Consider the following 24,788-nt stretch of genomic DNA (forward strand, 5'->3'; position numbering starts at 1 on the left):
CCATCATCGAGCCGCAAGAGGCCTATACCGTTACCTTGAACAGCACTACCAATCCATTGGTACCCATCAATAATGCGACAGCAAACGGTATTATCAATGATGATGATAATATTCCTGGCACTACCGGATTATTTATCAACGACATTACCGTTAATGAAGTAGATGGCACAGCTACCTTAGAAGTTACCTTAGTAGGTACGGTTCAAGATGCATTTACTGTAGACTTTAGCACCGCAGATAACACGGCAACCGCTAGTGAAGATTATACCACTACAGCAAACACGCTAACTTTTGTTGGTAATGAGATTAGCCCAATGGCTATAACAATACCAATTTTAAACGATGTATTGTTAGAAGAAGAAGAAAATTTCCAAGTGGTTTTATCTAACTTGAGTACAACAGTTATTCAAATTAATAAGGCCATTGGAGTAGTAACTATTATTGATGATGAATACGATACAGACGGTGACAACGTACCAGATGTAACAGATTTAGACGATGACAATGATGGTATTTTGGATGCCAATGAAGGAGACGGGACTATAGACACCGATAATGATGGCTATCCAGATAGCAGAGACATTGATTCTGATAACGATGGTATTCCAGACAACGTAGAATCGCAAACTACCAACGGCTACGTGCCTCCAACAGGCAACGATACGGACAATGATGGTTTGGATGATGCTTATGACACCAACGATGAAGGACTTATTCCTGTAGACACCGATGGCGATGGAGCGCAAGATACCGTAGACCTAGACTCAGACAACGATACCGTTCCTGACAATAATGAGGGGAACGACTTTAATAACGATGGGCAACCAGATTGGACCTTTACCGGTACTGATACCGATGGTGATGGTTTGGATAATGGTTATGAAGGTAGTGATGTAAACGATGGCTTTGATGTTAACGATGAAATTAATGACCCTGCCAACGACTTACCTAACACGGATAATCAAGACGATGTTAATTATCGTGATTTAGATGACGATGGAGATGGTATCCCAACTATGGACGAGGATGCTGATAACGATGGTGACCCAACCAATGATGATACTGATGGTGACGGCATCCCGGATTACCTAGACCCAATAGACACAGATGGTGATGGTGTTCCTGATTATGTAGATTTAGACGATGACAATGATGGTATTTTGGATGCCAACGAAGGAGACGGTACTATAGACACCGATAATGATGGCTATCCAGATAGCAGAGACATTGATTCGGATAACGATGGTATTCCAGATAATGTAGAATCGCAAACTACCGATGGTTACGTGCCTCCAACAGGTAATGATTCTGACAATGATGGTTTGGATGATGCTTACGACACCAACGATGAAGGACTTGTTCCTGTAGACACCGATGGTGATGGTACGCAAGATGTCATCGACCTAGACTCAGACAACGATACCGTACCCGACAATAATGAGGGGAACGACTTTAATAACGATGGGCAACCAGATTGGACCTTTACCGGTACTGATACCGATGGTGATGGCTTGGATGATGGTTATGAAGGTAGTGATGTAAACGATGGCTTTGATGTTAACGATGAAATTAATGACCCTGCCAACGACTTACCTAACACGGATAATCAAGACGATGTTAATTATCGTGATTTAGATGACGATGGAGATGGTATCCCAACTATGGACGAGGATGCTGATAACGATGGTGACCCAACCAATGATGATACCGATGGTGACGGCATTCCAGACTATCTAGACCCAATGGATGATAGATTTATGGACCCGAATTTGGAGGACATGACCATCATTTGTGGAGAAGAAGTACCAGCCATACCAGAATTAGGAGATATTGGTGGATGTAGCACTCCAGTAATCAACTTTACAGAAGAAATTGTAACGGTAGCAGACACCGATGATTACATGATAGAGCGCAGATGGGAAGTTGCTGATGACTGTGGTAATACTGCGACTTATACGCAGACCATTTTTGTGATGCAACCACAGTTAGAAGAAGTTTATTTTGATGTTTGTGTAGAAGACGAAGCGGTAGACCTCATCAATTACTTGCCACAAGGCTTTGACACCAACGGTACATTTACGGTTGCAGAAGGAGACGTGGTTTTAGAGGGCTCCCTATTTAATCCTGCCAATTTAGCATTGGGAGAATATAAAATAATGTATGCCTCAGAAGGTGGTGATTGTAACTATTATGTAGATTTTATTATTACCACAAATAATGATTGTGTGCCTTGTACAAGAGACCAAATAGAAGTTTCTAAAGCAGTAACCCCAAATGGTGATGCTATTAATGATGTATTCGAAATTAAAGGCACAGAGTACTGTGGATATACTTTTGATGTACTTGTTTTTAACAGATGGGGAGATAAGGTATACGAGTCTAGAAACTACCTGAACGATTGGGGAGGCACATCTCCAAACAACGCTTACGGTAGTAGAGGAACCGTACCTGCAGGAACCTATTATTACATCATAAAAATAAATGAACAACCAGAAATGCAGCCTATCAACGGCTACATTTACATTGGCACAGAATAAAACATACAACTTGAAATCAGCACCTTATAACGATGGTTTTGACAAAGAACGAAAATAGAATCAATTAATCGGTGTAATTGGTTATACGTTTTAAGATGCTGTTTCTTTGTTCACGCATTACCCCAAACCAAACAAATTAAAGAACTAACAACTAGTGTTATGAATACCATTTTTAAGGGTATAACTGTATTGAGCCTGCTCTTCTTTTCTAATATAAAAGGACAGCAGTTACCACAATTTACACAATACATGTTCAACACAACCTCTATTAACCCTGCCTACGCAGGAAGTAGAGAGAGTCTAAGTTTTACGGCATTGCATCGTAACCAATGGGCAGGCTTGGATGGTAATCCCAGAACGAGTACTTTTTCACTGCATACACCAATGCGCAATGAAAAAGTAGCATTGGGATTATCTTATATTAATGACCATTTGGGCGACCAGAGCACACAGTTTATTTACGGTAATTTTTCGTACACTATCCCAATATCGTGGGAGGCCAAACTTTCGTTTGGTTTAAATGGTGGTTTCACTAAATACGATTTATCAAACCCTGATATAAATGACCCCTTCTTTAATCAGAATTTTAATGTTTGGGACCCTAATTTTGGTGCGGGCATGTACCTAACTACCAACAGATGGTATGTTGGTTTTTCTGCCCCTAGAATTTTAAATACAGATGTAAACGAAGGAGAGTTTGAAGCTTTAGAAAGAAACAACTACTATGGTATTGCTGGCTTAGTGCTAGACCTATCTTTAGATATAAAATTTAGACCTTCTGTAATTACCAAATTCACTAACGGAGCACCAGCTTCTTATGATGTTACCTCAAGTTTTTTGTTTTATGAAAAATTCTGGTTAGGCGCCTCCTATCGTTTTAATGATGCCTCTAATTTTGGTGCTTTTGCAGATTATCAAATCAGTAAAAATTTAAGATTAGGCTATGCTTATGATTTACCTACCTCCCTTACAAGACCCTACACTGGGGGTACGCACGAGGTAATCCTAATATTTGAACCAAAACTAAACAAGAAAGAAGATTTATACCGTTCCCCAAGATACTTTTAAGATGAATATTAATAAACACCTACTTAGTCTACTTGTATTTGTATGCTGCATTACTAGTGTATTTGCCCAACACCCACTACAGCGCAAAGCAGATAAATATTTTGGTACGTTTTCTTACGCCAAAGCCATTCCTTTTTATGAAGAAATGGTAACAGAAGGTGTAGATGTAGAACATGCCCAAAAAAGATTAGCCGAATGCTATTTATTACAAAGGGATTACGAAAAATCCATACCCTACTTTGAAAGATTCATTCATAAATCTGGTATCTCTAGCAACCATTATTTTAAGTACGGTATGGCCCTTAAAAGTGTGGGTAGGGAAAAAGAGGCTGCAGAATGGTTAAAACTTTATAAAAAAACAAATAAGAACGATAAGCTAATTAACCGTTTTTTAAAAGATGGCAATCTAGCATCGGTTGTATTTAATAGTAGAGAACGCTATGATATTCAACCTGTAAAATACAATAGCCAGTTTAACGATTTTGGAGCAATAAAATACGGGAACACTATTTATTTTAGTAGCAGTCGTCCAGATTCTAAAGACGAACGTTTGTACGATTGGGACAACCAACCTTGGTTAGATATCTTTTTTATAGAAGAGGGCGGCGCTTTTGAACGTATGACAGAATACATTCCCCAGCGTATTAAGGGGGATATCAATTCTAAATTTCATGAAAGTTCCGTTATATTCTCTACCGATTATAAAAATGACACCATAGCCTATTTTACCAGAAACAATTATTTTGAAGATAAAGAGGGTTTCTACGTTAAAAAGATTAAAGACAAGAACTTAGTTCAGAAACAAAACAATCTAAAAATTTTTATCGCAGAGAAAAACGGAGAAGAATGGCGTGTAGCCAAAAACCTAAAAATTAATGCAGACCACTACTCCACCGGTCATCCATCTGTAAACGAGAACAGGACAAAGTTATACTTTGCATCAGACAGGCCAGGAGGCTACGGCGGTACAGACATCTATTATTGTGATATTCATCCCAGAGGTGGGGTTGGCCAACCTATTAACGCTGGGCCAGTCATCAATACGGCAGGTGATGAGATGTTCCCTTTTATTAATAATGAAGGAAAATTATTCTTTGCATCAGATGGGCACGTGGGCTTTGGAATGCTAGATATTTTTGCCACCGTTACCGATGAAGAAGGTGTAGTCACAGATGTAATTAACCTAGGAAAACCAGTAAATAGCGAAAAAGATGATTTCGCCTTTTATGCTAACGAAGATGGTACGGAAGGTTATATTAGCTCTAACAGGGATGGTGGCGAAGGTGGCGATGACATCTATAAGTTTGATTTTACACCTTCACTCTATGTAGATGGCTTTGTATATGATGCAGTAAATGGTAACCCACTAGATTCTGTGGTAGTAAAACTAACAGATATCCACACAGGAAACTTTATTAAACAAGTTAAAACAGATGGTCGTGGTTACTACAGAATGTTCGTAAACCGTGGCAGCAAATACAAATTGGTATTAAATAGAAAAACCCATCCAGAAAAAAAAGTAACCTTAAATGTAACTGACTTACCCACACAGCAAAAAAAGGTACAAAAGGATGTATATCTAGAACCCATCTTAGATGTAAAAGTATTAGCTGGCTTGGACAAGATTTACTTCGATTATGATAAATCGTACATACGCCCAGATGCGGCCAAAGAATTAGACAAGGTGGTAAAATTGATGGTAGAAACCTATCCCTATATGACTATTAAATTAGAATCGCATACAGATCCTGTAGGTAGTTTTGAATATAACGATAAATTGTCAGAAGCTAGAGCTAAGTCTACTTATGAGTATTTAGTTGCTAATGGGGTGCCTGCAGAACGTATATTGTCTTACAAAGGTTACGGAAAAAGACAACCTGTAAACGACTGTAAAACAAAGTGGGATTGTCCACCAGAAATACTGGAACTAAACAGAAGGTCAGAGTTTCCTATTATCAACATATTTAAACCAGACCATCTTAAGGCACTAGACCCGACAACACCAGATAAAAAATCGAAAACCAAATAAAAAAAGCCTCTTATAAGAGGCTTTTTTTTATTCTTTTATAATCACTTTTCGTTTAACCACCTCTTTTATGGGGAGTACTATTTTGCCTTGGTCCGTTTTAAGGGTAATAGACATATTGTCTATGGCTTCTATAACGCCTTGTTCCTTACCAATAATTACTTTGTCTCCTATCATATATGTTTTTCTTGCGTAGAACATTTTAAGCACATCTGCAAAAACCTCTCTAGAACCCAAGCCAAAGCCTAATGCAGCTGCAGCTAAAAAAGCCCCTAAAATCAAAGTGAAATTGCTGGTGATAATATCGGTCTGTATTCCAGCCTGATTTAAAGCGGTTATCGACACAAAAAAGGCGATAAGGTAAAAAAGGGTATTGCTTATAAATTTTGATCCACCAACACCCATGGAATCAAACAAGGCCAATGTAGCCTTTTTAACCGTAGAAGCTATATAAAGGCCTGCAGCTAAAATCAATAAAGCACTAAATAAGGTTGGTAAATAAGCAAAAATGGCTACAATTCCATCAGAAACAGCTTTTAGCCCTAACACTTCTGAAATTACCGTCGCAAACATTAGAATCAACAAAACCTTTACCAATCCAAGTATAATTTTTGACAAATCTACTTTTACCTCTTTATCGCCAAAAAATTTGGCCTCGGTAACCTTTTGCGAAAGCGCATCTACTTTGGCAGCTTTTAGTACCTTCTTTAAAATGAACATTATTATCTTGACCATTAGCCAAGCAAAAATGAGCCCCAAAATACCTAATACTATCTTAGGTAAAAGTTGTACCGCACTGGAGAAAATATCTGATAAACTATCTTCTAGAACTTTTTTATATTTTTCCATGAGTGTTGTTTAAGAGTTGATTGGTTTATTTTCTTTTATTTGACTTAAGCATTCCTGAAATAACGGAGGAATAATTACTGGTAACCAATACCGCCATGTCCAGAATTAATTTAGCAATGGCAATATCGTTCATCACCTTTTTCCGCATATCTGGAGGTACCTCCTTAAGATTGCGGTTAAGCTGCTGAAATGGATTTGTAGGATCTGCCATCTAACCTAGGTTATTATAAATTTCTAAAAGCTTTGCCTTGGATCGCTTTAAACGCATTTTTACAGCGCTCTCGCCAATCTCCAAAACATCACATAATTCTTTTATTGAAGCCCCATCTTGATATTTCAATAACAATATGGATTTTTCTTCTGGGCTTATTATTTCTAGAGCTTTAGCCAATTTACTAGCTTTTAACTCATATATACTTTCATCAGAAACATCATCTTGTGCCAATTTATACTCGGTTGTATCTACCGGCACGGATTGGTCACTCATCTTTCGTTGTTTGTCTCGGTTAACGTAGTTTACGCAAAAATTATAGGTAAAAGAGTACAACCAAGTAGAAAACTTAGACTTTCCTTTAAAAGAAGCCAGTTTTACAAACAACATTAAAAATACATCTTGCGTTAGGTCTTCCGCTTCATCTTCAGACCGTGCAAATCCGTAGCATTTGTTATATACTAATTTTACGTAACGATCATATAATATGCCAAACAAAAGCGTATCATTCTTTGCTACGATTTTAGCTACCAATTCTTCATCGCTTAAATCTTTAAACGCCTCACCCTTACCAAAACTATTTTTGGTTTGGTTTATAAGTATAAGAAACAGACGTTTAAGAAAAGTCACTCGTATTCATTTGAAAATAAGCGGCAATATACTCAAAACAAGGTATCTTTAACAAAAACAAATCTAGAATGAGAACACCCAAACTACTTTTACCCTTATTTCTACTAATCTTTTCTATAGCTTGCAAAAACAATTCAGGGAAGCCTACTAAAGAAAAAACGCAAGAAACCGAAGTGATAGTAAACCGTACTGTACCTGAAAAAATTGCTTATGCGCATGGTTTTGAAAATTGGAAAAATGTAAAACGCATTGCTTTTACCTTTAATGTTGATAGAGGAGAAAACCATTATGAAAGACATTGGATATGGAACACCAAAGCCAATACCGTAACGCACATAAATGCAGAAGATACGTTAACCTACAACAGAAGTAAAATGGACAGTTTAGCCTACAAAACCAACGGTGGGTTTATTAACGATAAGTTTTGGCTTCTGGCTCCGTACAATTTGGTCTGGGATGCCGCTAACTATGAGTATACTACAAAAGACCAAGACACGGCACCTGTTAGTAAAAAAATAATGAAAAAATTGACCATAGTGTATGGCAACGAAGGAGGTTACACGCCTGGAGACGCCTATGATTTTTATTTTGAGGACGATTACCTTCTTAAGGAGTGGACCTTTAGAAAAGCAAACACAAAAGAACCCAGCATGAGTACCACTTGGGAAAATTACTTGGAACTAGCTGGCTTAAATATTGCCCAAGACCACAAAGGAACGGATAAAGATTTTAAATTATACTTTGATGGCATAGCTATTGATGCCAATTAGGCATGAAAATACGATTAACTATTATTTGCCTACTGGCAATCTGCAGCCTTTTTGGGCAAACCCAAAAACTGGGTTTGGTCTTGGACCAAACAAACAAGAAACCAATTGAGTTTGTAGCTGTTTATACCAATGACGAGCATACGCTAACAAATGCCGAAGGAAAATATTTTGTAAACACCTTTGCAGATAGCATAACATTTTCACTTATTGGCTATGAGAAAACCCAACTTTCTACCGCGCAGATTCCTGACACGGTATATTTAAAAAGCAAAACAATTGATTTAAAAGGGGTTACCGTTAGCAACCTAAAAACCTTGTGGCAAAAAATGAAAGATTCTTTATTTCAGAACTATCGTTTTGAGCCGTACCAAGAGGAATTTTTTCTAAGAAGCACATTAAAACAGGATGGTACATTAGTACGGTTACAGGATATAGCCGGAAATCTAAAACGCAAAACATTACTGTATACCGGTAACCAAAAACATACCAATAAGGATTATGAAATACAGATAAACCAAATGCGTAAAGTTGGGGTAGTTAAAGACACCCATAATATTTACTTTAAATTTCCTACATTTTTTGGTCTACTTTCAAACTTTGCTAGATTAAACGTTTCTGAAGGTCCATATAATTTTACAGCGATACCCTTTGAAAATGGTACCAAAATTAGATATGAATTTGAAAGTCAAAATAAAGATACCCTTGCGGTAAATGGCTATTATATTTTTAACATGGATAACCATGCCATGGAAAAATTTGTGTTAGATCAAAAAATTAACCTAGTAAATAACCGTGTTCCTTTTGCACAGCACAAATGGTTACGCTACCGCACCCAAGAACATTACGTAGAAGTTATTTTTTCTAAAAAAAGTAACAATAAGCCCTATAGTATTGACAGGGCAAAATTTAGACAGGTAGTACTATGCACGGATGAAGAGCGCACCTTTGAAACGAATTATGAATCTGAGTTTATTTTGACCAATCATAATTCTTTCAACAGCTTACCGTTTAAGAAAAATGCCAACGCCACTAAAGATATTTTTAGACTAAAAAAACCTTACGACCCCAATTTTTGGAGTAAACAAAGAACTCTTTTGTTAACTACCGAAATGAAAAATTTTATTCTTAAAATGGGGAATGAAGCAAAGGAATACAAAGTGAAATCCAACTTTTAACTAATTTCTTTTCGGTTTATAAATAGAAATAATTAAAACCAAACAGGCGGATAGTAATAGAACTAGAAAACTTAGTTTTAGATTAAATGTTTCTGCTAGGTATCCTAGAATTACCGGCCCGGATAAAAAACCAAAATATCCAGATCCTGCAATAAAGGCAACACCTTGAGAGGATTGTACACCTTTTACTTTACCACCTATTCTAAATAGCTCTGGTACCATGGCCGAAAATCCGAGACCAGATAACCCAAACCCAAATATGGCCAAATACGTATTGGCCGTTAGCACACTTAAAAAGCCAATTATGGATAAAATGGCACCTATAGATAGTAGCTTGTAAGACCCTATTTTTTCACTTATGCCATCCCCCAAAAACCGACCTAAAGTCATAGTTACTGAAAAGGCTAAAAAACCTGCACCAATTAAATAAGTAGGTGCAAGGGTTATTTCTTGCAAGTATAACCCACTCCAATCTACTATAGCGCCTTCACTAGCCATACTAATAAAACCAACCAAACCTAATAATAGTAGTGGCTTAAAGACTTTTAAAGAGAAACCATCTGTAGGTTCTACTCTTGCCTTTTTATCTTGATATTCCTTTTTAAATTGCCAATTAACCATCAATACCAAAATAACGCTACCCAACATATGAAGAAAAGGATTGGATATAATAGGAATTAAAAAACTACCTAAACCAACTAGTATGCCCCCAAGGCTAAAAAAACCATGAGCTGCCGACATAATGGTTACTTGGTCTTCCTTTTCTACTTCGGTAACCAAAGTGTTCATGGCTATATCTGTAAATCCATTGGCTGCACCAAAGAAGAACAACGAAGCGCAGAGCAAGACATAATTGGGTGCCAGTAAAGGAAATAACGCAAAAAGGCTGCTGCTTAAAACCCCCAACCAAGTTGCCCTACCTACCCCAAAATAATTAACCAATTTGGAAGCAACAGGAAAAACACTAAAAACACCTAAAGAAAGAAAGAATAAAGCAAAACCCAAATCGCCTTTGTCAATATTTAACTTCTCCTTTACGGTAGGAATGTATATGGCCCAGGTACCAAACCATACGTTTAGACTAGCAAAAACCAAGGCTGGAGCAAGATACCTTCTATTACCCAGAATTAGTAGTAAGGATTTCATACCACAAAATCATGATTAGCGCTGTAATCCTCTTTTTAATATTTCGCCAAAACGATACATATCCTCGTAAGAGCAATAAAAAGGTGTGGGAGCCAGTCTAATCACATTAGGCTCTCTCCAATCTGTTATTACACCTTGCTCCATTAGATAATCAAAAATGGCCCTACCCTCACCATGTAAAAAGACCGAAAGTTGGCAGCCACGAGCTTCGGGAGTTATAATCTCAAAGGTACTTTCTACCTGTTTGTCCACTTCGTTTAGAATAAACTCCAAATACGCTGTTAGCGTCTTTTGTTTATTTAATAAGGCATCCATACCTACTTCTTCAAACAATTGTAGCGAAGCCAAATAAGGGGCCAATGATAGAACTGGTGGGTTACTTACTTGCCAAGCATCTGCAGTAGCGATTGGGTCAAATTCAGGTTCCATTAAAAAGCGCGTTTCCTTTTTATTACCCCACCAACCTTCAAACCTTGGAATAGCCTTGGTATCCAAATACTTTTCGTTCACAAAAATTCCAGAAGCATTGCCAGGACCACTATTCATGTATTTGTAACTACACCAAGCGGCAAAATCTACTTGCCAATCGTGCAAGTTTAATGCAACATTACCTACAGCATGGGCCAAATCCCAACCCACAAAAGCACCTTCTGCTTTCCCCGCTTTGGTAATTTGTTCCATATCAAAAACCTGTCCGTTGTAGTAGTTTACTCCACCTATAAGGACTAAAGCCAGCTCGTCCCCAACTTCTTTAATTTTTGCCAAGACATCTTCTGTATGCCATGCATGTTCTCCTTCTCTTTTCTTTACCTCTACAATGGCCTCTTCAGGGTTAAAACCATGAAATTTTACCTGACTCTGCAGCAAATATTGGTCAGATGGGAAGGCTTTTTCCTCACAAATAATCTTAAAACGCTTTGCCGTAGGCCTGTAAAAGCTTACCAGTAAAAAATGCAGGTTTACGGTTAAGGTATTCATCACAGAAACTTCTTCTGGTTTTGCACCAACTACTTTGGCCAATGGTTTAGCTAAACGTTCATGATAATCCCACCATGGTTTTTCTGCATAAAAATGCCCCTCTACAGCCAACTGAGCCCAATCTTGCATTACATTATCTACATAATCCGTAGCCAATTTAGGTTGTAGACCTAAAGAATTCCCTGTAAAATATATGACCTCCTTATCATTTACCTTTGGGTAATTAAAATGTTCTCGGTAAGATTTTAAAGAGTCTCTAGCATCTAACTCTTGTGCAAACTCTAGTGTATTTTTAAACTGCATAGCTTATTATTCGTCTTTTAGTCGTAATCTCATTTCGTTAATATGGCTGGCAAATCCACTCTTTGTATACGCATTTACTGCAGGGCTATTCTCTTGGTAAACTGTTAAACGTAGTTCTAACAGGCCTTGCGCCTTAGCCCATGCTTTTAATTCCTGCATTATTTGGGCATTAATACCATTACCTCTAAAAGCTGGTACAGTATACATAAAACCTAAGTAAGCGTAATTTTCATGGTCCAAATAATGACGTGCCTTTTTGGGCAATGCATAACCAGAGGCTATAACTTGCCCATCTAGTTCTGCTACCATTACCTTTACATCTTCTCTTTTAATATACTCCTCTAAATCATAATAAGAAATAGGGTCTGGTTTTATGGTAACATCATAAGGACGTTCCGCCTCAATTAATTCTTGCTCAAACTGTTTTAAGATAGTAAGGTCTTGTAGTGTAGCGTCTCTAAGAATAACATTTTCCATTGTCTAAAATTAACCCTTATTTGGCTAATTTTGCCAAAACCGAAACATGCATTTTCTATCTCCATTATTGGAAAATTATATTGCAGCCAATTCTGCACCAGAACCTGAAGTATTACAAGAGTTAAGAAGAGAAACACATCTTAAAGTAATACAACCCAGAATGCTCACCGGCCACTATCAAGGAAGGGTTCTAAGCCTATTATCCAAACTAATAGCACCAAAAAACATTTTAGAAATTGGCACATATACGGGCTATTCTGCTATTTGTTTAGCCGAAGGTTTACAGGCAAACGGCCATTTACATACTATAGATATAAACGAAGAATTAAACGAAATACAGCATAAGTATTACACCAAAAGTGGAAACGCATCTAAAATAACCCAACACATTGGCGATGCATTGGATATTATACCACATTTAGAAGGCACCTTTGATTTAATATTTATAGATGCTGAAAAGAAGCAATATGACAATTATTTTGAGGCGGTATTAAAAAAGTGCAGACCAGGTAGTGTTATACTTTCTGATAATGTACTTTGGTCTGGAAAAGTGGTAGAACCTTTACAAAAATCTGATAAAGCCACCGCCGCATTGTTAGCCTACAACAAAAAATTGGCTACCGACCCAAGGGTAGAAACGGTATTATTATCTATTAGAGATGGCCTTACGCTGAGCCGAGTTAAGTAAGGCGTTATGAACGGTATAGAACAACCAACCGGAAAAGGCACCTACCAAAGCACCTACCATTATATCTATAGGAAAATGTACACCAACAAATATTCTACTTAAACAAAAAAGTATAGGCCAAATAAAAAACAAAACCGCCCAGTTATAGAATTTTCTAAGAAATAAAAAGACCAAGGTTGTTATTGCAAACGAGCTAGATGCGTGACCACTAAAAAAACTAAAATCTGATGGGGAGCGTAGTATTCTAATCAAGGTATTTATTTGCTCGTCATTATTTGGACGCAACCTAGCCACGGTTTCCTTGGTTAAATCTGTAATAGTAGTAATAAACAACACCAATAATAAAACAGTAGCTGTTTTAAGTAGTGCCTCTTTTTTATCATACTTTAAAAACATTAAGACAAAAAAGAATAGAAACAATGGAATCCAAGTTTTAATATCTGTAACGGTAGACCAAAAACCATCATACTCATCTACCCCAAGGCCGTTAAGGTAAACAAACATATCTCTGTCCCATTGCAGTATCTTTTCTAGCATAGGTTTATCTGCCGGTTCTTTTTATAGACCCCGTAACTTCTTCTACGTTCTTTTTTACTTCGTCTATTTCCTTTTTTATGTCTTTGGTAAAATCTTGGTCCATACCATGATTCTCCGCACTTTTCTGAATTTCGCGCTTAATATCGTCCGTAGCATCTCGTAGCTGGCGCATTCCTTTGCCCAGCCCCTTTGCAATCCCCGGAATTTTATCGGCTCCAAATACCATTACCACAATAAACATGATAAAGAATATTTCCGCGCCGCTTATAAATAACATATACATGGTACAAATATAAAGAGAACAAGGTTTCTATAAATAAAAAGGCCCAATGAAAATATTGGGCCTTTTGTTAATTTTAGTTACTGAGGGCTTACTCTCCCCTAACCTTTTCTTTGAATTGGTCAAAGTCAGACTTTTCATCCTTCATTGGCCAAGCGTTATTGGTAGTATCTATATCCGCAGTTTCTGCCTTTGGATCTACAACAATACCTACCAATTCTTTTTGGGTAGACATTACACGCTTAACTTCCTTATCGTTCTTTCTCCAGATTTCTGGCGGGTACGTAACATTTTCTTTAGTACCGTCTGCATAGGTATACTCTACAATCAATGGCATTGGAATACCACCTGGCTTAGTAAAAGTAACTTCATAAAAATATTTAGGCTCTTTTACTTGGGCACGCTCTTCTGCCGTCATGTTATCCATCATAAACTCTTTTAAAGTTTTAGAAGACTCAGAAGGTGCCTTACCTTTCATGGCATCTGTATAGTCTGCACTACCTTCTTCTACCAAGTACACCAATGGTGGTAAATCAGATTCGGTAATATTTCTAGCGGCCATGTACTCTTTCATTTGCGTAGTAACATCACCACTAACAAAATATTTCTTCACTTCGCCTACACCTATATCTACATAATCCGTAGTGTAGAACCATCCTCTCCAGAACCAATCTAAATCTACTGCAGAAGCATCTTCCATTGTTCTAAAGAAATCTTCTGGAGTTGGGTGTTTAAACATCCAACGTTGTGCATAGGTCTTAAAAGCATGGTCAAATAGTTCTTTACCCATTACCGTTTCCCTTAATATGTTTAAGGCGGTTGCTGGTTTACCATAAGCATTAGCACCAAGTTGGTAAACGTTTTCTGGGTTAGACATAATTGGCGCAATATAACTTTGGTCTCCCGCCATGTAAGGAACTATCTTTTCTGGAGCACCTCTTCTAGAAGGGTAATTCTCATTTGGCGATACGTCTTCTGGATAGTTTTTACCATATTCTTGTTCTGTTAAGTATTGCATAAAGGTATCTAGACCTTCGTCCATCCATCCCCACTGGCGCTCGTCAGAATTAACGATCATTGGGAAAAAGTTATGCCCTACTTCGTGTATAATCACACTAATCATTCCGTATTTAGTTCTATCGGAATAGGTACCATCTTCATTTGGCCTGCCGTAGTTCCAACAAATCATAGGGTATTCCATACCCTGGTTTTTGGCATGTACGGAAATTGCTTTGTGGTACGGGTAATCAAACGTGTGCTTAGAATACGTATGTAATGTCTGTACAACAGCCTTTGTAGAAAAATCTTCCCAAAGCGGATTTCCTTCTTTTGGATACATGGATACCGCCATTACATCTTTACCACCTACTTTAACGGCTTGCATGTCCCAGATGAATTTTCTGGAAGTAGCAAAACCGAAATCGCGCACCATTTTACCGGGTTCTGTTTTAAACGACCAAGTTTTTGTTTTTTCTGCAAAGCTTTTTTCTTTTGCCTCTACCTCTTCTTGGGTAACGATTACAACTGGCTCATCATACGATTTTTTAGCTTGGTTGTAACGCTTCATCATGTCTTTTGTAAAAACATCTTTTCTATTTTGAAGTACACCTGTTGCATCTACAACGTGGTCTTCTGGCACGGTAATATTTACTTCGTAATTACCAAATGGCAAAGCAAACTCACCACTACCCCAGAATTGATGGTTTTGCCAACCTTCTACGTCTGAGTATACGGCCATTCTTGGAAAGAACTGGGCTATTACGTAGGCACGGTTACCATCTTTTGGAAAATACTCATATCCAGAACGCGCACGGTTTACCGTGTGATCCGGAATGTTGTACCACCACTTAATGCTAAAACTAATTTGCTCACCGCTCTTCAAGGCTTGCGGTATGTTAACGCGCATCATAGTTTGGTTAATGGTATAAGACAATGGCTTACCATTAGCATCTTTTACCCATTCTATATTGAAACCACCGTCAAAAGGTTCGGTTACAAATGTTTCGGCAAAATTACCTGCGGTGTACGCAAAATTTACACCGTTACCGTTACGTAAAGGCGACTTAGAATCTTTTGCTCTTACGTTTTGGTCTAGTTGCACCCAAAGAAACTCTAAATTGTCTGGAGAATTGTTGGTGTACGTTATGGTTTCTTCACCATAGATTTTGGCGTTCTTATCATCTAAGGTAATGTCCATTTTGTAATCTGCCTGTTGTTGGTAGTAGGCAGGACCAGGAGCACCAGATGCTGAACGGTAAGAATTAGGAGTAGAAAACTCCTCATAAAGTTGTTTAAATCGGCTTTGGTTATAATGGCCGGGTTCACGCTCTTGCTTGGCCTCTTGTTCTTGCGCTAGGGCTACGCCTGCAAACAAAAACATAAGGCTTGCAAAACCATACTTGAGTTTATTCATTTCTTGTCAGTTTTAAGTTTGAAAAATACCATTTTTTGAGCAGTACGCTAGAAGACATCAGAGTTTTAACATTCCTTTAATATCTGATTTTATAAGTACAAAACTCTTTTTATTTCCGTTCCATTTTACGTGGACCAGATTCTTTTGCTCATCGTACAAGTCCGTTAGTATCTCATTGGTTACCGTTAAATTTTCATATTCTTCTAAGATTACATTAGGCACTTCTAAATAGCAGATTACCACATCGGCATCGTATTTTTTACCAATGAACGTAATTGGTTTTACCTCTCCATCTAGTTCAAAAGAAACTTTGGTTTTTAGGTATTTTTCTATGTAGGTATCTGCAACTTTTGCTTCGTTCTTGGTTGCCAACTTAGTTGCCACGCCGTAACGGGCCATCATTAAATCGTCCAAATCATCAATAAAAATTCGAGTGGTAACTTGCAATGCTTTAGCCTCTTTTGCATAATTTACGTTGGTTACACTTACATAAAATTTATGTGCAAAAGACATTCCGCTAATCGCAACAAGCAATAAGAGGGGCAATCTTATTCTTTTTATTAATTTTTTCATTCTTCTTAATTATCTAAACTACACCTTGCAAGCTTTATTCCAAACCATTGTTTTCTCTGTACAATTTACTTTTACGTTGCATATAGGCCCATAGCTTTAATTGGTCTTTATTGGTTACTAATTGCTGAAACAAAGGGTCTACCTCGCAGAAATACATAAAGTCGTTTACGCGCGCTTTGGGTATTTTAAATTGATGTTCAAATATACTATCTACATAGAATTGTTGTACCCGTTGCGTACGGCGGTACTGTTCATCTATGGCAACCCGTTCCTTTAAGCGTTTTGTTCTACCACTGATCCAATTTAGAATTGGATTTAACGGTATACCGGCACCACCAGAGGTAGCTTCGTACAACAACCGTTTACTTTGCGAGGGCAAGGCTTTGCCGGCATTGGGCAACCCCAAACTGGTTGCGGACACCTCTTTTTGCACTTGTATGCGATTTAGGTCTGCAGCAATATCACCGCTTAACCCATAAGGTTGTACCACTACTTCTTTTAACTCGTTTACAAAGGGTTCCATGGTAATGGTAACAAAAGAACTATTGAGCAAAACCGCATTTACGGGAATTATTTTACGCTGTAATTGTACGGCAGAAAAAACCAGGGTATCGTTAACAGAAACGGCAATAGAAAAATTACCATCAAAATCTGTAATGGTGGCTTTTTGGGTGGTGAGGTTTTGTATGGTAACCCCAGTAACATCCTCCCCTGCCGCGGCAACCTTTCCTTTTAAAGACTTTTGCTGACCAAAAGTGTTACCAAAACAAAAAAACAGGAACAAACTAGCGCTTATCCAGCTCGCTCTTAAAGTTTTTGCTCTGGGTAACCAAAAAGTCGATAAGCTGAAATTCATTCTCTTTCTTTAACAAGGAGCGACTAGGCACTTTTTCATCACAATACACCAAAAAAGCATTGATGTTCTCTTGTTGCAGACCTAGGTCTACCACAAAAAATTCATCATCATAAACCTGTCTTAACACCTCACTCATTTTAAAATTGGGCACTTCGCCAGTAGTTTGGTCTTTAGCGCTAAAAATGGCTTTAAATATGTTTACAAAATTAAGGCCATCTTTCATGCCCCGTTCGGTTTGGGACTGGGCAATATTTTCTACCTCCGTAGTACGGTCAATATCATAACTAAACTCCTTGAACTTTTCGTTCTTTACCGCTAAGAATTTAGATTGGTTCTCTGGCCCTACTACCACCTCATCCAGCTCGGTCACCTTTTCCTCTACCTCTACCACCAGGCGTTTGTTTTCTAAAATAGCTTGGGTAATATCTACCACTCGCAATTGGTAATTTACGGCGGTAAAGACCAACTGGTCTCCCTCTTTAACCTCAATCATAAACCTACCATCTTCGTCCGTTATGGTAGCCTTTTGGCTGTTGGTATTAATTACGTTCTCATTAACTACGTTACTACCCCTGTACAACACTTGCCCACGCAACCATTGCCGGTCTTGTGCCAACCCAACCGTGGTGGTCAATACTACTAAAACAACTAAGAGGTAATTTTTGAACATAACTAATTTTTACTGGTTAAAGAAAACCTATTGTCCCATTATTTAAAAACAACAGGCCACTAAACTTTTGTTAATTCTACTAAATTACGGCATTAGAAACAGATATAATAGCCGGCGTAAGCTTGTAATTTAACCCACAGCAATGCATTTAAACGGATAAAATTAGGAGGATATCTGTAGAAAGCTATTTTTGTTGTTTGGCATTTTAGAACACCCAAACTATGAAAATCCCATTTGTTGCAACTGCAGTTTTATGCTTAACCGCGTTTGGCCTACAAGCCCAGGTTAAAATTGGTAACAATCCGCAAAATTTAGATAACGCTTCCATTTTGGAATTAGAAAGCACCTCTAGGGCATTGGTCATATCCCGTGTTACCACCGCCCAGATGAATGTTATTTTTCCGCTAAAAGGCGCGTTAATCTACAACACGGATGAGGACTGTGTTTTTCATTATGATGGCAACCAGTGGCAAAATCTGTGTAACGAAGAAAATACGACCAATGTTAGTTTGGAGCTGGTAGATTCAGAATTGATTTTAACGGACAGTGATGGCAATACCGTAACCGTTTCTTTAGCCGGTGGCATTAACCAAAGTTTTAGCGCCAATGCCGTAGAAAATTTTAACGAGACCATTACCATTACCCAAACGGGCGACAATTATAACTTTGAAGTAAAAGAAATTACCGGTGATCAGATTGTAGACGGTACGGTAAACGGGGTAGACCTGCAGAACGGCTCTGTAACCCAAATAAAACTTGCCCCAAATTCTGTTGGTGTTTTGCAAATGCAAGACAATGCCATTAGGGATGATGAGATAGATTACAACGAGGTAACCCTCTTGGATTTTGATAACGATGCCGGCTACATTACCAATGCCAATATTGTAAGCCCAGATGCCAACAATGCCTTAAGCAATAGCAATGGAGCTTTTTATGACGATACCCCTTTAAGCGATGCCATTACCACAAATGAAACTGCCATTAACACCAACACGGGCAACATAAGCACCAACACCGCAGATATTGGAGCCAACACAGCAGCGATTAATACAAATAGCACTGCTATTAACAACCATATTACCATAGATGAGGATACGGATAATGAAAATGAAACCTTGACAAATGCCGAAATACAGGGTAACAACTTAGTATTGACTGAATCCGGAAACACCACAACCGTAAGTTTAGCCGCCTTTAATAACTCAGGAAGTGATAATCAACAACTAACGTTAGAAACGGGAAATCAACTGACATTGCAAAATGGTGGCACTCCAATTGACCTTTCACCATATTTGGATAACCAAAATGCTGCTGAAGTAAACGTTACGGCTACTGCAGACCTTACTAGCACCAATGTACAAGCTGCTTTGGAAGAGTTGCAATCAGAAATAGGAAGTTTTAGCGGTGCAGATGGTGTGGTATCTGCTGTTAGCTTAACAGCTGGAAACATTTTAGACTTCACAGGTACAGGCGGTGGCTTTAACGGTACGGTTAATTTAAACGGTTTGGCAAATACCGATGAGCAAAACCTGAGTCTTACAGGTAATACACTTAACATCTCAGGAGGAAGTGGTGTTGACCTTACTCCAATATTGGGAGATACAAATACAACAAATGTTTCACTTACCGAAGATGGGACCGACCTAATATTGGAAGATAGTGACGGGAATGAAGTTAGAATTGCATTGGTGAATTTAAATTCAGGTATCGACACTAATACGACTGTTTCTACATTAACAGAAGATGGTACTGATTTTATATTGACAGATAGTGATGGTAACGAGGTTAAAATTCCTTTGAGCACTTTATCCACTGCAATTGACACGGACACAAACACAACAAATGTTTCACTCACAGAAGATGGGACCGACCTAATACTGGAAGATAGTGACGGGAATGAAGTTAGAATTGCATTGGCGGATTTAAATTCTGGCATCGACACTAATACGACGGTTTCTACAATAACAGAAGATGGTTCTGATTTTATATTGACAGATAGTGATGGTAACGAAGTTAAAATTCCATTAACTACCTTATCCACTGCAATTGACACGGACACAAACACAACAAATGTTTCACTCACAGAAGATGGAACCGACCTAATACTGGAAGATAGTGACGGGAATGAAGTTAGAATTGCATTGGCGGATTTAAATTCTGGTATCGATAACAACACCACGGTATCCAGCTTAACAGAAGATGGAACTGATTTTATCCTAACAGATAGTGATGGAACCGAAGTAAAAATTCCTTTGACCACTTTATCCACTGCTATTGATACAGACACTAATACAACAGTATCAACATTGACAGAAGATGGTACTGATTTTATATTGACAGATAGTGATGGTAACGAAGTTAAAATTCCATTAACTACTTTATCTACCGCAATTGACACGGACACAAACACAACAAATGTTTCACTCACAGAAGATGGAACCGATTTAATACTTGAAGATAGTGACGGGAATGAAGTTAGAATTGCATTGGCGAATTTAAATTCTGGCATCGATAACAACACCACGGTATCAACCTTAACAGAAGATGGTACTGATTTTATATTGACAGATAGTGATGGAACCGAAGTAAAAATTCCTTTGAGCACTTTATCCACTGCAATTGACACGGACACAAACACAACAAATGTATCGCTCACCGAAGACGGGACCGACCTAATACTTGAAGATAGTGACGGGAATGAAGTTAGAATTCCTTTGACCAATTTATCCGCTGCTATCGATACAGATACTAATACAACAGTATCAACATTATCAGAAGATGGTACAGATTTTATATTGACAGATAGTGATGGTAACGAAGTTAAAATTCCATTAACTACCTTATCCACTGCAATTGACACGGACACAAACACAACAAATGTTTCACTCACAGAAGATGGAACCGACCTAATACTGGAAGATAGTGACGGGAATGAAGTTAGAATTGCATTGGCGGATTTAAATTCTGGTATCGATAACAACACCACGGTATCCAGCTTAACAGAAGATGGAACTGATTTTATCCTAACTAATAGTGATGGAACCGAAGTAAAAATCCCCTTGGCAACCTTAACTGCTGCTATCGACCAAGACGACCAAAACGCGGATGAAGTTCCTGTTATTGGAGCTGCCAATGTAAATTATACTCCAGTTGGGGGAACTAATGTTCTAAGCCACCTAAATGGTATAGACGTCGCTCTTGGAAACAATAATATTTCAGGTACTACAGGGTCAATCTTCTTTGCAGATACTGATGGTACTCCAACGGAAAACAATGCACAACTCTTCTGGGATAATACTAATGAAAAATTATATTTGGGAACACCATATGAGCAAACAGAAAATCAAAAATTTACTGTTGATGGTGTATCTAGATTACAAGGTATCAAAAACTCCAATGGAACTGCAGGTGTACCATCGTATAGATTCGCAAATAATGGAGACACTGGAATGTTCTTAGCCGATCCATCTGGAATATTAGGTTTTTCAACAAATGATATAGAAGCCTTAAGAATTGATGATAACCAAAATGTTGGTGTTGGGACCACTAATCCAACTTCCACACTACATTCAGGCGGGTCTTTTGCTACTTCGATTATAACAACAAGCGGCAACTTAACACTTACTGAAATTCACCATACTATTATTTTAACAGGGAACCATGATATCACCCTACCTTCAGCTGGTAGTGCGACAGGTAGAATATATATTATAAAAAATCCAATCACATTAGGTTTCAATCCTGGTATTAATGGATTCATTGACAGTGATGGTAATCCCACATTAGTTACCAATATTCCTGTAGGAGTAACACAATTACAAAGCGATGGTACCAACTGGCAGCAAATCAACTAATGAAAAAACTACTTTACATATCGTTTTTTGCATTAAGCAGTGTAGCAACGGCTCAAGACGCGCTATTTAATAGTGGCGGTTTTCAATTACATGATAATGGTGCTATAGGCTTCCATACCAATTGGATCAACACGGCTCCATTTGTTGCAGAGCAAGGCTTGGTCGGTTTTTACGGAGACAATCCCGTTCAGGTGCTAGGCAATAGTAACCCCACCCTTTATGATTTGGAACTATTTGCGCCAGGTGGTGTATTTTTAGGCAACACCATAAACATAAACAACAATGCAAACTTTATTGCCGGTAACCTCTTAAGTTCCTTAAACAATAACGCTGTTTTCCTTAATTTTATGGACAACGCCTTTTTTACCGGTGAGGACGATTTAAGAAAGGTATCTGGTATAGCGGCCATTACCAACAAACGTATTTTTTCCTTTCCGGTAGGGGATGTTAGTATGTTACGCCCACTAACCCTAACCTCTGAGAACACCAATGCTTTTGCTAGTTGTAAATACCTGTTTCAAAATCCTAGCAATCCATTTTCTATTGAGGAAACCTTTGACACCCAAGAAAAAATAAGGGATATAGGAGAAATCAGCGAAAGGGAATTTTGGGTACTTACGGGTACACAACCCTCTAGGGTTACCGTAAACTGGAATACGCGTAGTGAATTGTTTAATCTGGCCAATAGCGTAGACGATATTATTTTAGTAGGTTGGTCCAAGGCAAATGCGCAATGGGTCATTATTGGCAATAGTGCGTTAAGCGGAGATGTAGACCAAGGTTTTTTAACCTCGGAAACATTTGTACCAAATGATTATGCAGCCCTAACCTTTGGTACCGTACCCCTACCAACAGATACTTTTGCGGTAAACAACCCAACCTTGGGCAATTATTTTGTTTCGCCCAATGCAGACGGCATAAACGATGTTTTAATTTTTGATGCGTTGGATCCTACAGCACCCAATGAAGTCTACATTTACAACCGTTTTGGACAACGGGTTTTTTACCAAGAAAACTACACCAATGAATTTGCAGGGTTCTCTAATATAGACAACTTTGTTATTGGTAGGGATAAAGGCTTACCGGCCGGAATTTACTATTACACGGTTAGTTTGCCTCAGCAAGATTTAAACTATCAAGGCTTCTTTTATTTAAAGGACTAATCTTAAACATCTTCTCATATCCGGGTTTTCCAAAATAAACTACACCACAGAATTTAATATTTTTGTAGTCCTTTTCTTAGTTTATTACAACATATTTTCTTCTTAATTTTTAGTTAAATCTATTTTGCGGGAAAATTAGCACAATAATGATTTCCCCATCCAAAAGACTACTATTAGGTTTTCTATTTTTTACCTGCTACCAATTGGCAACAGCTCAAGTAAAAATAGGAGCAGATGTGAACGCCATTAACCCGGCCTCACTTTTAGAGTTAGAGAGTACCAATAAAGCCCTGGTTCTTACTCGTGTAACCAATCAGCAAATGAATGCCATTTTTCCATTAAATGGTGCCTTGGTCTATAATACAGACACCCAATGCGTGTATTTTTATAACGGTACGGCCTGGGCCAACTTGTGTAAGGCCAATAGCGGTTCAAGCGCATTGACGGATAACGGCAACGGCACATTTACCTTTTTAGATGCAAACGGTGTAAGCACAACCTTTTACGGTCAGCCAGAAACGGTAAGTACGTTAACCGCTACTGGTCCTACACAATATACTTATACGAACGAATTAGGTGAAACCACCATAATTGATATTCCCACTTTAAGTTTCTCTGGAAGTTTTAACGACCTAACCGATGTCCCGGCCAACTTAGATTTAGATAACACAGATGATTTTTCTGGTGCTTGGGCTGATTTGACAGGTGTTCCGGCCAACTTAGATTTGGACAGTACCGATGATTTCTCAGGTGACTTTGGAGACTTAACCAATGTTCCTCTAGGTCTAGCCGATGGTGATGACGATACCACCTACTCTGCTGGGGCAGGTTTAAGCTTAACGGGAACCGCATTTGCAGTGGATAACAGCGCAATTGCACCGGTTTGGAGCAACATCACTGGTTTACCCGCTAATCTGGATACCGACTCCACCGATGACTTTTCTGGAGCGTGGAGTGATTTGATAGGCGTTCCTGCCAATCTAGACTTGGATAGCACCGATGACTTTTCTGGAGCGTGGGCTGATTTAACAGGAATTCCAACCAACTTAGACTTGGATTCCACCGATGACTTTTCTGGAGCATGGGCTGATTTGACAGGCGTTCCGGCTAACCTAGATTTGGATAGTACCGATGACTTTTCTGGAGCATGGAGTGATTTGACAGGTGTTCCGGCCAACTTAGACTTAGATGCGACGGATGATTTCTCTGGGGCTTGGGCCGATTTGACTGGCATACCAGCTAACTTAGATTTGGATAGCACCGATGATTTCTCAGGTGACTTTGGTGACTTGGCCAATATCCCTGTAGGTCTAGCCGATGGTGACGATGACACTACCTACTCCGCTGGAGCAGGAATTACCATTACAGGCACAACGATTGCAGCAGATAATTCTACCATTGCGCCTGCATGGGCTAATATTACTGGTATTCCAGCTAATCTGGATACCGATGCTACCGATGATTTTTCTGGAGCATGGGCCGATTTGACTGGTGTTCCAGCCAACTTAGATTTGGACAGTACCGATGATTTTTCTGGTGCTTGGGCCGATTTGACAGGTGTTCCGGCCAACTTAGACTTGGACG

The 24,788-nt window shown here is 38.5% G+C and carries 20 protein-coding genes and 1 pseudogene; 9 read left to right on the forward strand and 12 right to left on the reverse strand.

Translation table 11 applies throughout. From position 1 onward, the window contains the following. From ACXAGS_RS15530 to ACXAGS_RS15540, 3 genes are all read left to right on the forward strand, one after another. Positions 1-2,537 (forward strand): T9SS type B sorting domain-containing protein (locus ACXAGS_RS15530; RefSeq protein ID WP_474908040.1); only part of this gene is annotated, 2,537 nt, incomplete at its 5' end. Positions 2,538-2,696: 159 nt separating this feature from the next. Next, positions 2,697-3,605, forward strand: a complete 909-nt coding sequence (locus ACXAGS_RS15535; protein WP_474908041.1) for a PorP/SprF family type IX secretion system membrane protein — start codon at positions 2,697-2,699, stop codon at positions 3,603-3,605. Between the two features lies 1 nt (position 3,606). Continuing rightward, complete coding sequence (locus ACXAGS_RS15540) at positions 3,607-5,634, forward strand: OmpA family protein (protein WP_474908043.1); 2,028 nt, start codon at positions 3,607-3,609, stop codon at positions 5,632-5,634. A gap of 27 nt (positions 5,635-5,661) precedes the next feature. Here the strand turns inward: ACXAGS_RS15540 and ACXAGS_RS15545 are convergent, their stop codons facing one another. From ACXAGS_RS15545 to ACXAGS_RS15555, 3 genes are read right to left on the reverse strand one after another with little or no spacing between them, the layout of a single operon-like run. After that, positions 5,662-6,480 (reverse strand): mechanosensitive ion channel family protein, encoded by an 819-nt coding sequence (locus tag ACXAGS_RS15545; protein WP_474908044.1) that lies wholly within the window; start codon positions 6,478-6,480, stop codon positions 5,662-5,664. A gap of 25 nt (positions 6,481-6,505) precedes the next feature. Next, entirely contained in the window at positions 6,506-6,691 is a 186-nt protein-coding gene (locus ACXAGS_RS15550) for a hypothetical protein (RefSeq protein WP_474908046.1), read from the reverse strand. Then, positions 6,692-7,321, reverse strand: a complete 630-nt coding sequence (locus ACXAGS_RS15555; protein ID WP_474908048.1) for an RNA polymerase sigma factor — start codon at positions 7,319-7,321, stop codon at positions 6,692-6,694. Between the two features lie 68 nt (positions 7,322-7,389). On the opposite strand from ACXAGS_RS15555, the gene ACXAGS_RS15560 reads away from it, so the two are divergent. After that, positions 7,390-8,091 (forward strand): hypothetical protein, encoded by a 702-nt coding sequence (locus ACXAGS_RS15560; RefSeq protein ID WP_474908049.1) that lies wholly within the window; start codon positions 7,390-7,392, stop codon positions 8,089-8,091. A 2-nt stretch (positions 8,092-8,093) separates the two neighbouring features. Continuing rightward, entirely contained in the window at positions 8,094-9,266 is a 1,173-nt protein-coding gene (locus ACXAGS_RS15565; protein ID WP_474908051.1) for a hypothetical protein, read from the forward strand. On the opposite strand, the gene ACXAGS_RS15570 is transcribed toward ACXAGS_RS15565, so the two are convergent. The 3 genes from ACXAGS_RS15570 to ACXAGS_RS15580 are packed head-to-tail and all read right to left on the reverse strand — an operon-like array spanning position 9,267 to position 12,170. Next, positions 9,267-10,412: an MFS transporter gene (locus tag ACXAGS_RS15570; RefSeq protein ID WP_474908053.1), complete on the reverse strand. Its 1,146-nt coding sequence runs from the start codon at positions 10,410-10,412 to the stop codon at positions 9,267-9,269. A 15-nt stretch (positions 10,413-10,427) separates the two neighbouring features. Next, complete coding sequence (gene kynU / locus ACXAGS_RS15575) at positions 10,428-11,693, reverse strand: kynureninase (protein WP_474908055.1); 1,266 nt, start codon at positions 11,691-11,693, stop codon at positions 10,428-10,430. Between the two features lie 6 nt (positions 11,694-11,699). Next, a complete protein-coding gene (locus ACXAGS_RS15580; protein WP_474908056.1) occupies positions 11,700-12,170 on the reverse strand; it encodes an N-acetyltransferase family protein in 471 nt (156 codons plus the stop codon). Positions 12,171-12,216: 46 nt separating this feature from the next. Here ACXAGS_RS15580 and ACXAGS_RS15585 point away from each other — a divergent pair, with 46 nt between their 5' ends. After that, complete coding sequence (locus ACXAGS_RS15585; RefSeq protein WP_474908058.1) at positions 12,217-12,858, forward strand: O-methyltransferase; 642 nt, start codon at positions 12,217-12,219, stop codon at positions 12,856-12,858. Here the strand turns inward: ACXAGS_RS15585 and ACXAGS_RS15590 are convergent. From ACXAGS_RS15590 to ACXAGS_RS15615, 6 genes are all read right to left on the reverse strand, one after another. Next, a complete protein-coding gene (locus ACXAGS_RS15590) occupies positions 12,817-13,395 on the reverse strand; it encodes a phosphatase PAP2 family protein (RefSeq protein WP_474908060.1) in 579 nt (192 codons plus the stop codon). The genes ACXAGS_RS15585 and ACXAGS_RS15590 overlap by 42 nt on opposite strands. A 4-nt stretch (positions 13,396-13,399) precedes the next feature. Beyond that, positions 13,400-13,678 carry a Sec-independent protein translocase subunit TatA/TatB gene (locus ACXAGS_RS15595; protein ID WP_474908062.1) on the reverse strand — a complete coding sequence of 93 codons (279 nt, stop codon included), beginning with the start codon at positions 13,676-13,678 and terminating at the stop codon, positions 13,400-13,402. 88 nt (positions 13,679-13,766) lie between these two features. Next, positions 13,767-16,088, reverse strand: a complete 2,322-nt coding sequence (locus ACXAGS_RS15600) for a M1 family metallopeptidase (protein ID WP_474908063.1) — start codon at positions 16,086-16,088, stop codon at positions 13,767-13,769. A 57-nt stretch (positions 16,089-16,145) separates the two neighbouring features. Next, complete coding sequence (locus ACXAGS_RS15605; RefSeq protein ID WP_474908065.1) at positions 16,146-16,661, reverse strand: DUF6702 family protein; 516 nt, start codon at positions 16,659-16,661, stop codon at positions 16,146-16,148. 34 nt (positions 16,662-16,695) lie between these two features. Further along, entirely contained in the window at positions 16,696-17,445 is a 750-nt protein-coding gene (locus ACXAGS_RS15610) for a carboxypeptidase-like regulatory domain-containing protein (RefSeq protein ID WP_474908067.1), read from the reverse strand. Between the two features lies 1 nt (position 17,446). After that, positions 17,447-18,187, reverse strand: coding sequence for a carboxypeptidase-like regulatory domain-containing protein (locus ACXAGS_RS15615; RefSeq protein WP_474908069.1), 741 nt, complete (start codon positions 18,185-18,187; stop codon positions 17,447-17,449). Positions 18,188-18,408: 221 nt separating this feature from the next. On the opposite strand from ACXAGS_RS15615, the gene ACXAGS_RS15620 reads away from it, so the two are divergent. The 3 genes and pseudogenes from ACXAGS_RS15620 to ACXAGS_RS15630 all read left to right on the forward strand — a co-directional run. After that, the gene (locus ACXAGS_RS15620) at positions 18,409-22,041 is read left to right on the forward strand and encodes a beta strand repeat-containing protein (protein ID WP_474908070.1); all 3,633 of its coding nucleotides are present in this window, start codon (positions 18,409-18,411) and stop codon (positions 22,039-22,041) included. Next, entirely contained in the window at positions 22,041-23,204 is a 1,164-nt protein-coding gene (locus ACXAGS_RS15625; RefSeq protein ID WP_474908072.1) for a T9SS type B sorting domain-containing protein, read from the forward strand. Before ACXAGS_RS15620 ends, ACXAGS_RS15625 begins: the two co-directional genes overlap by 1 nt. Positions 23,205-23,350: 146 nt before the next feature. Continuing rightward, positions 23,351-24,788 (forward strand): annotated as a pseudogene (locus ACXAGS_RS15630) (hypothetical protein); the annotation flags it as partial.

This window comes from Croceivirga sp. ABH4_376 (assembly GCF_056160685.1).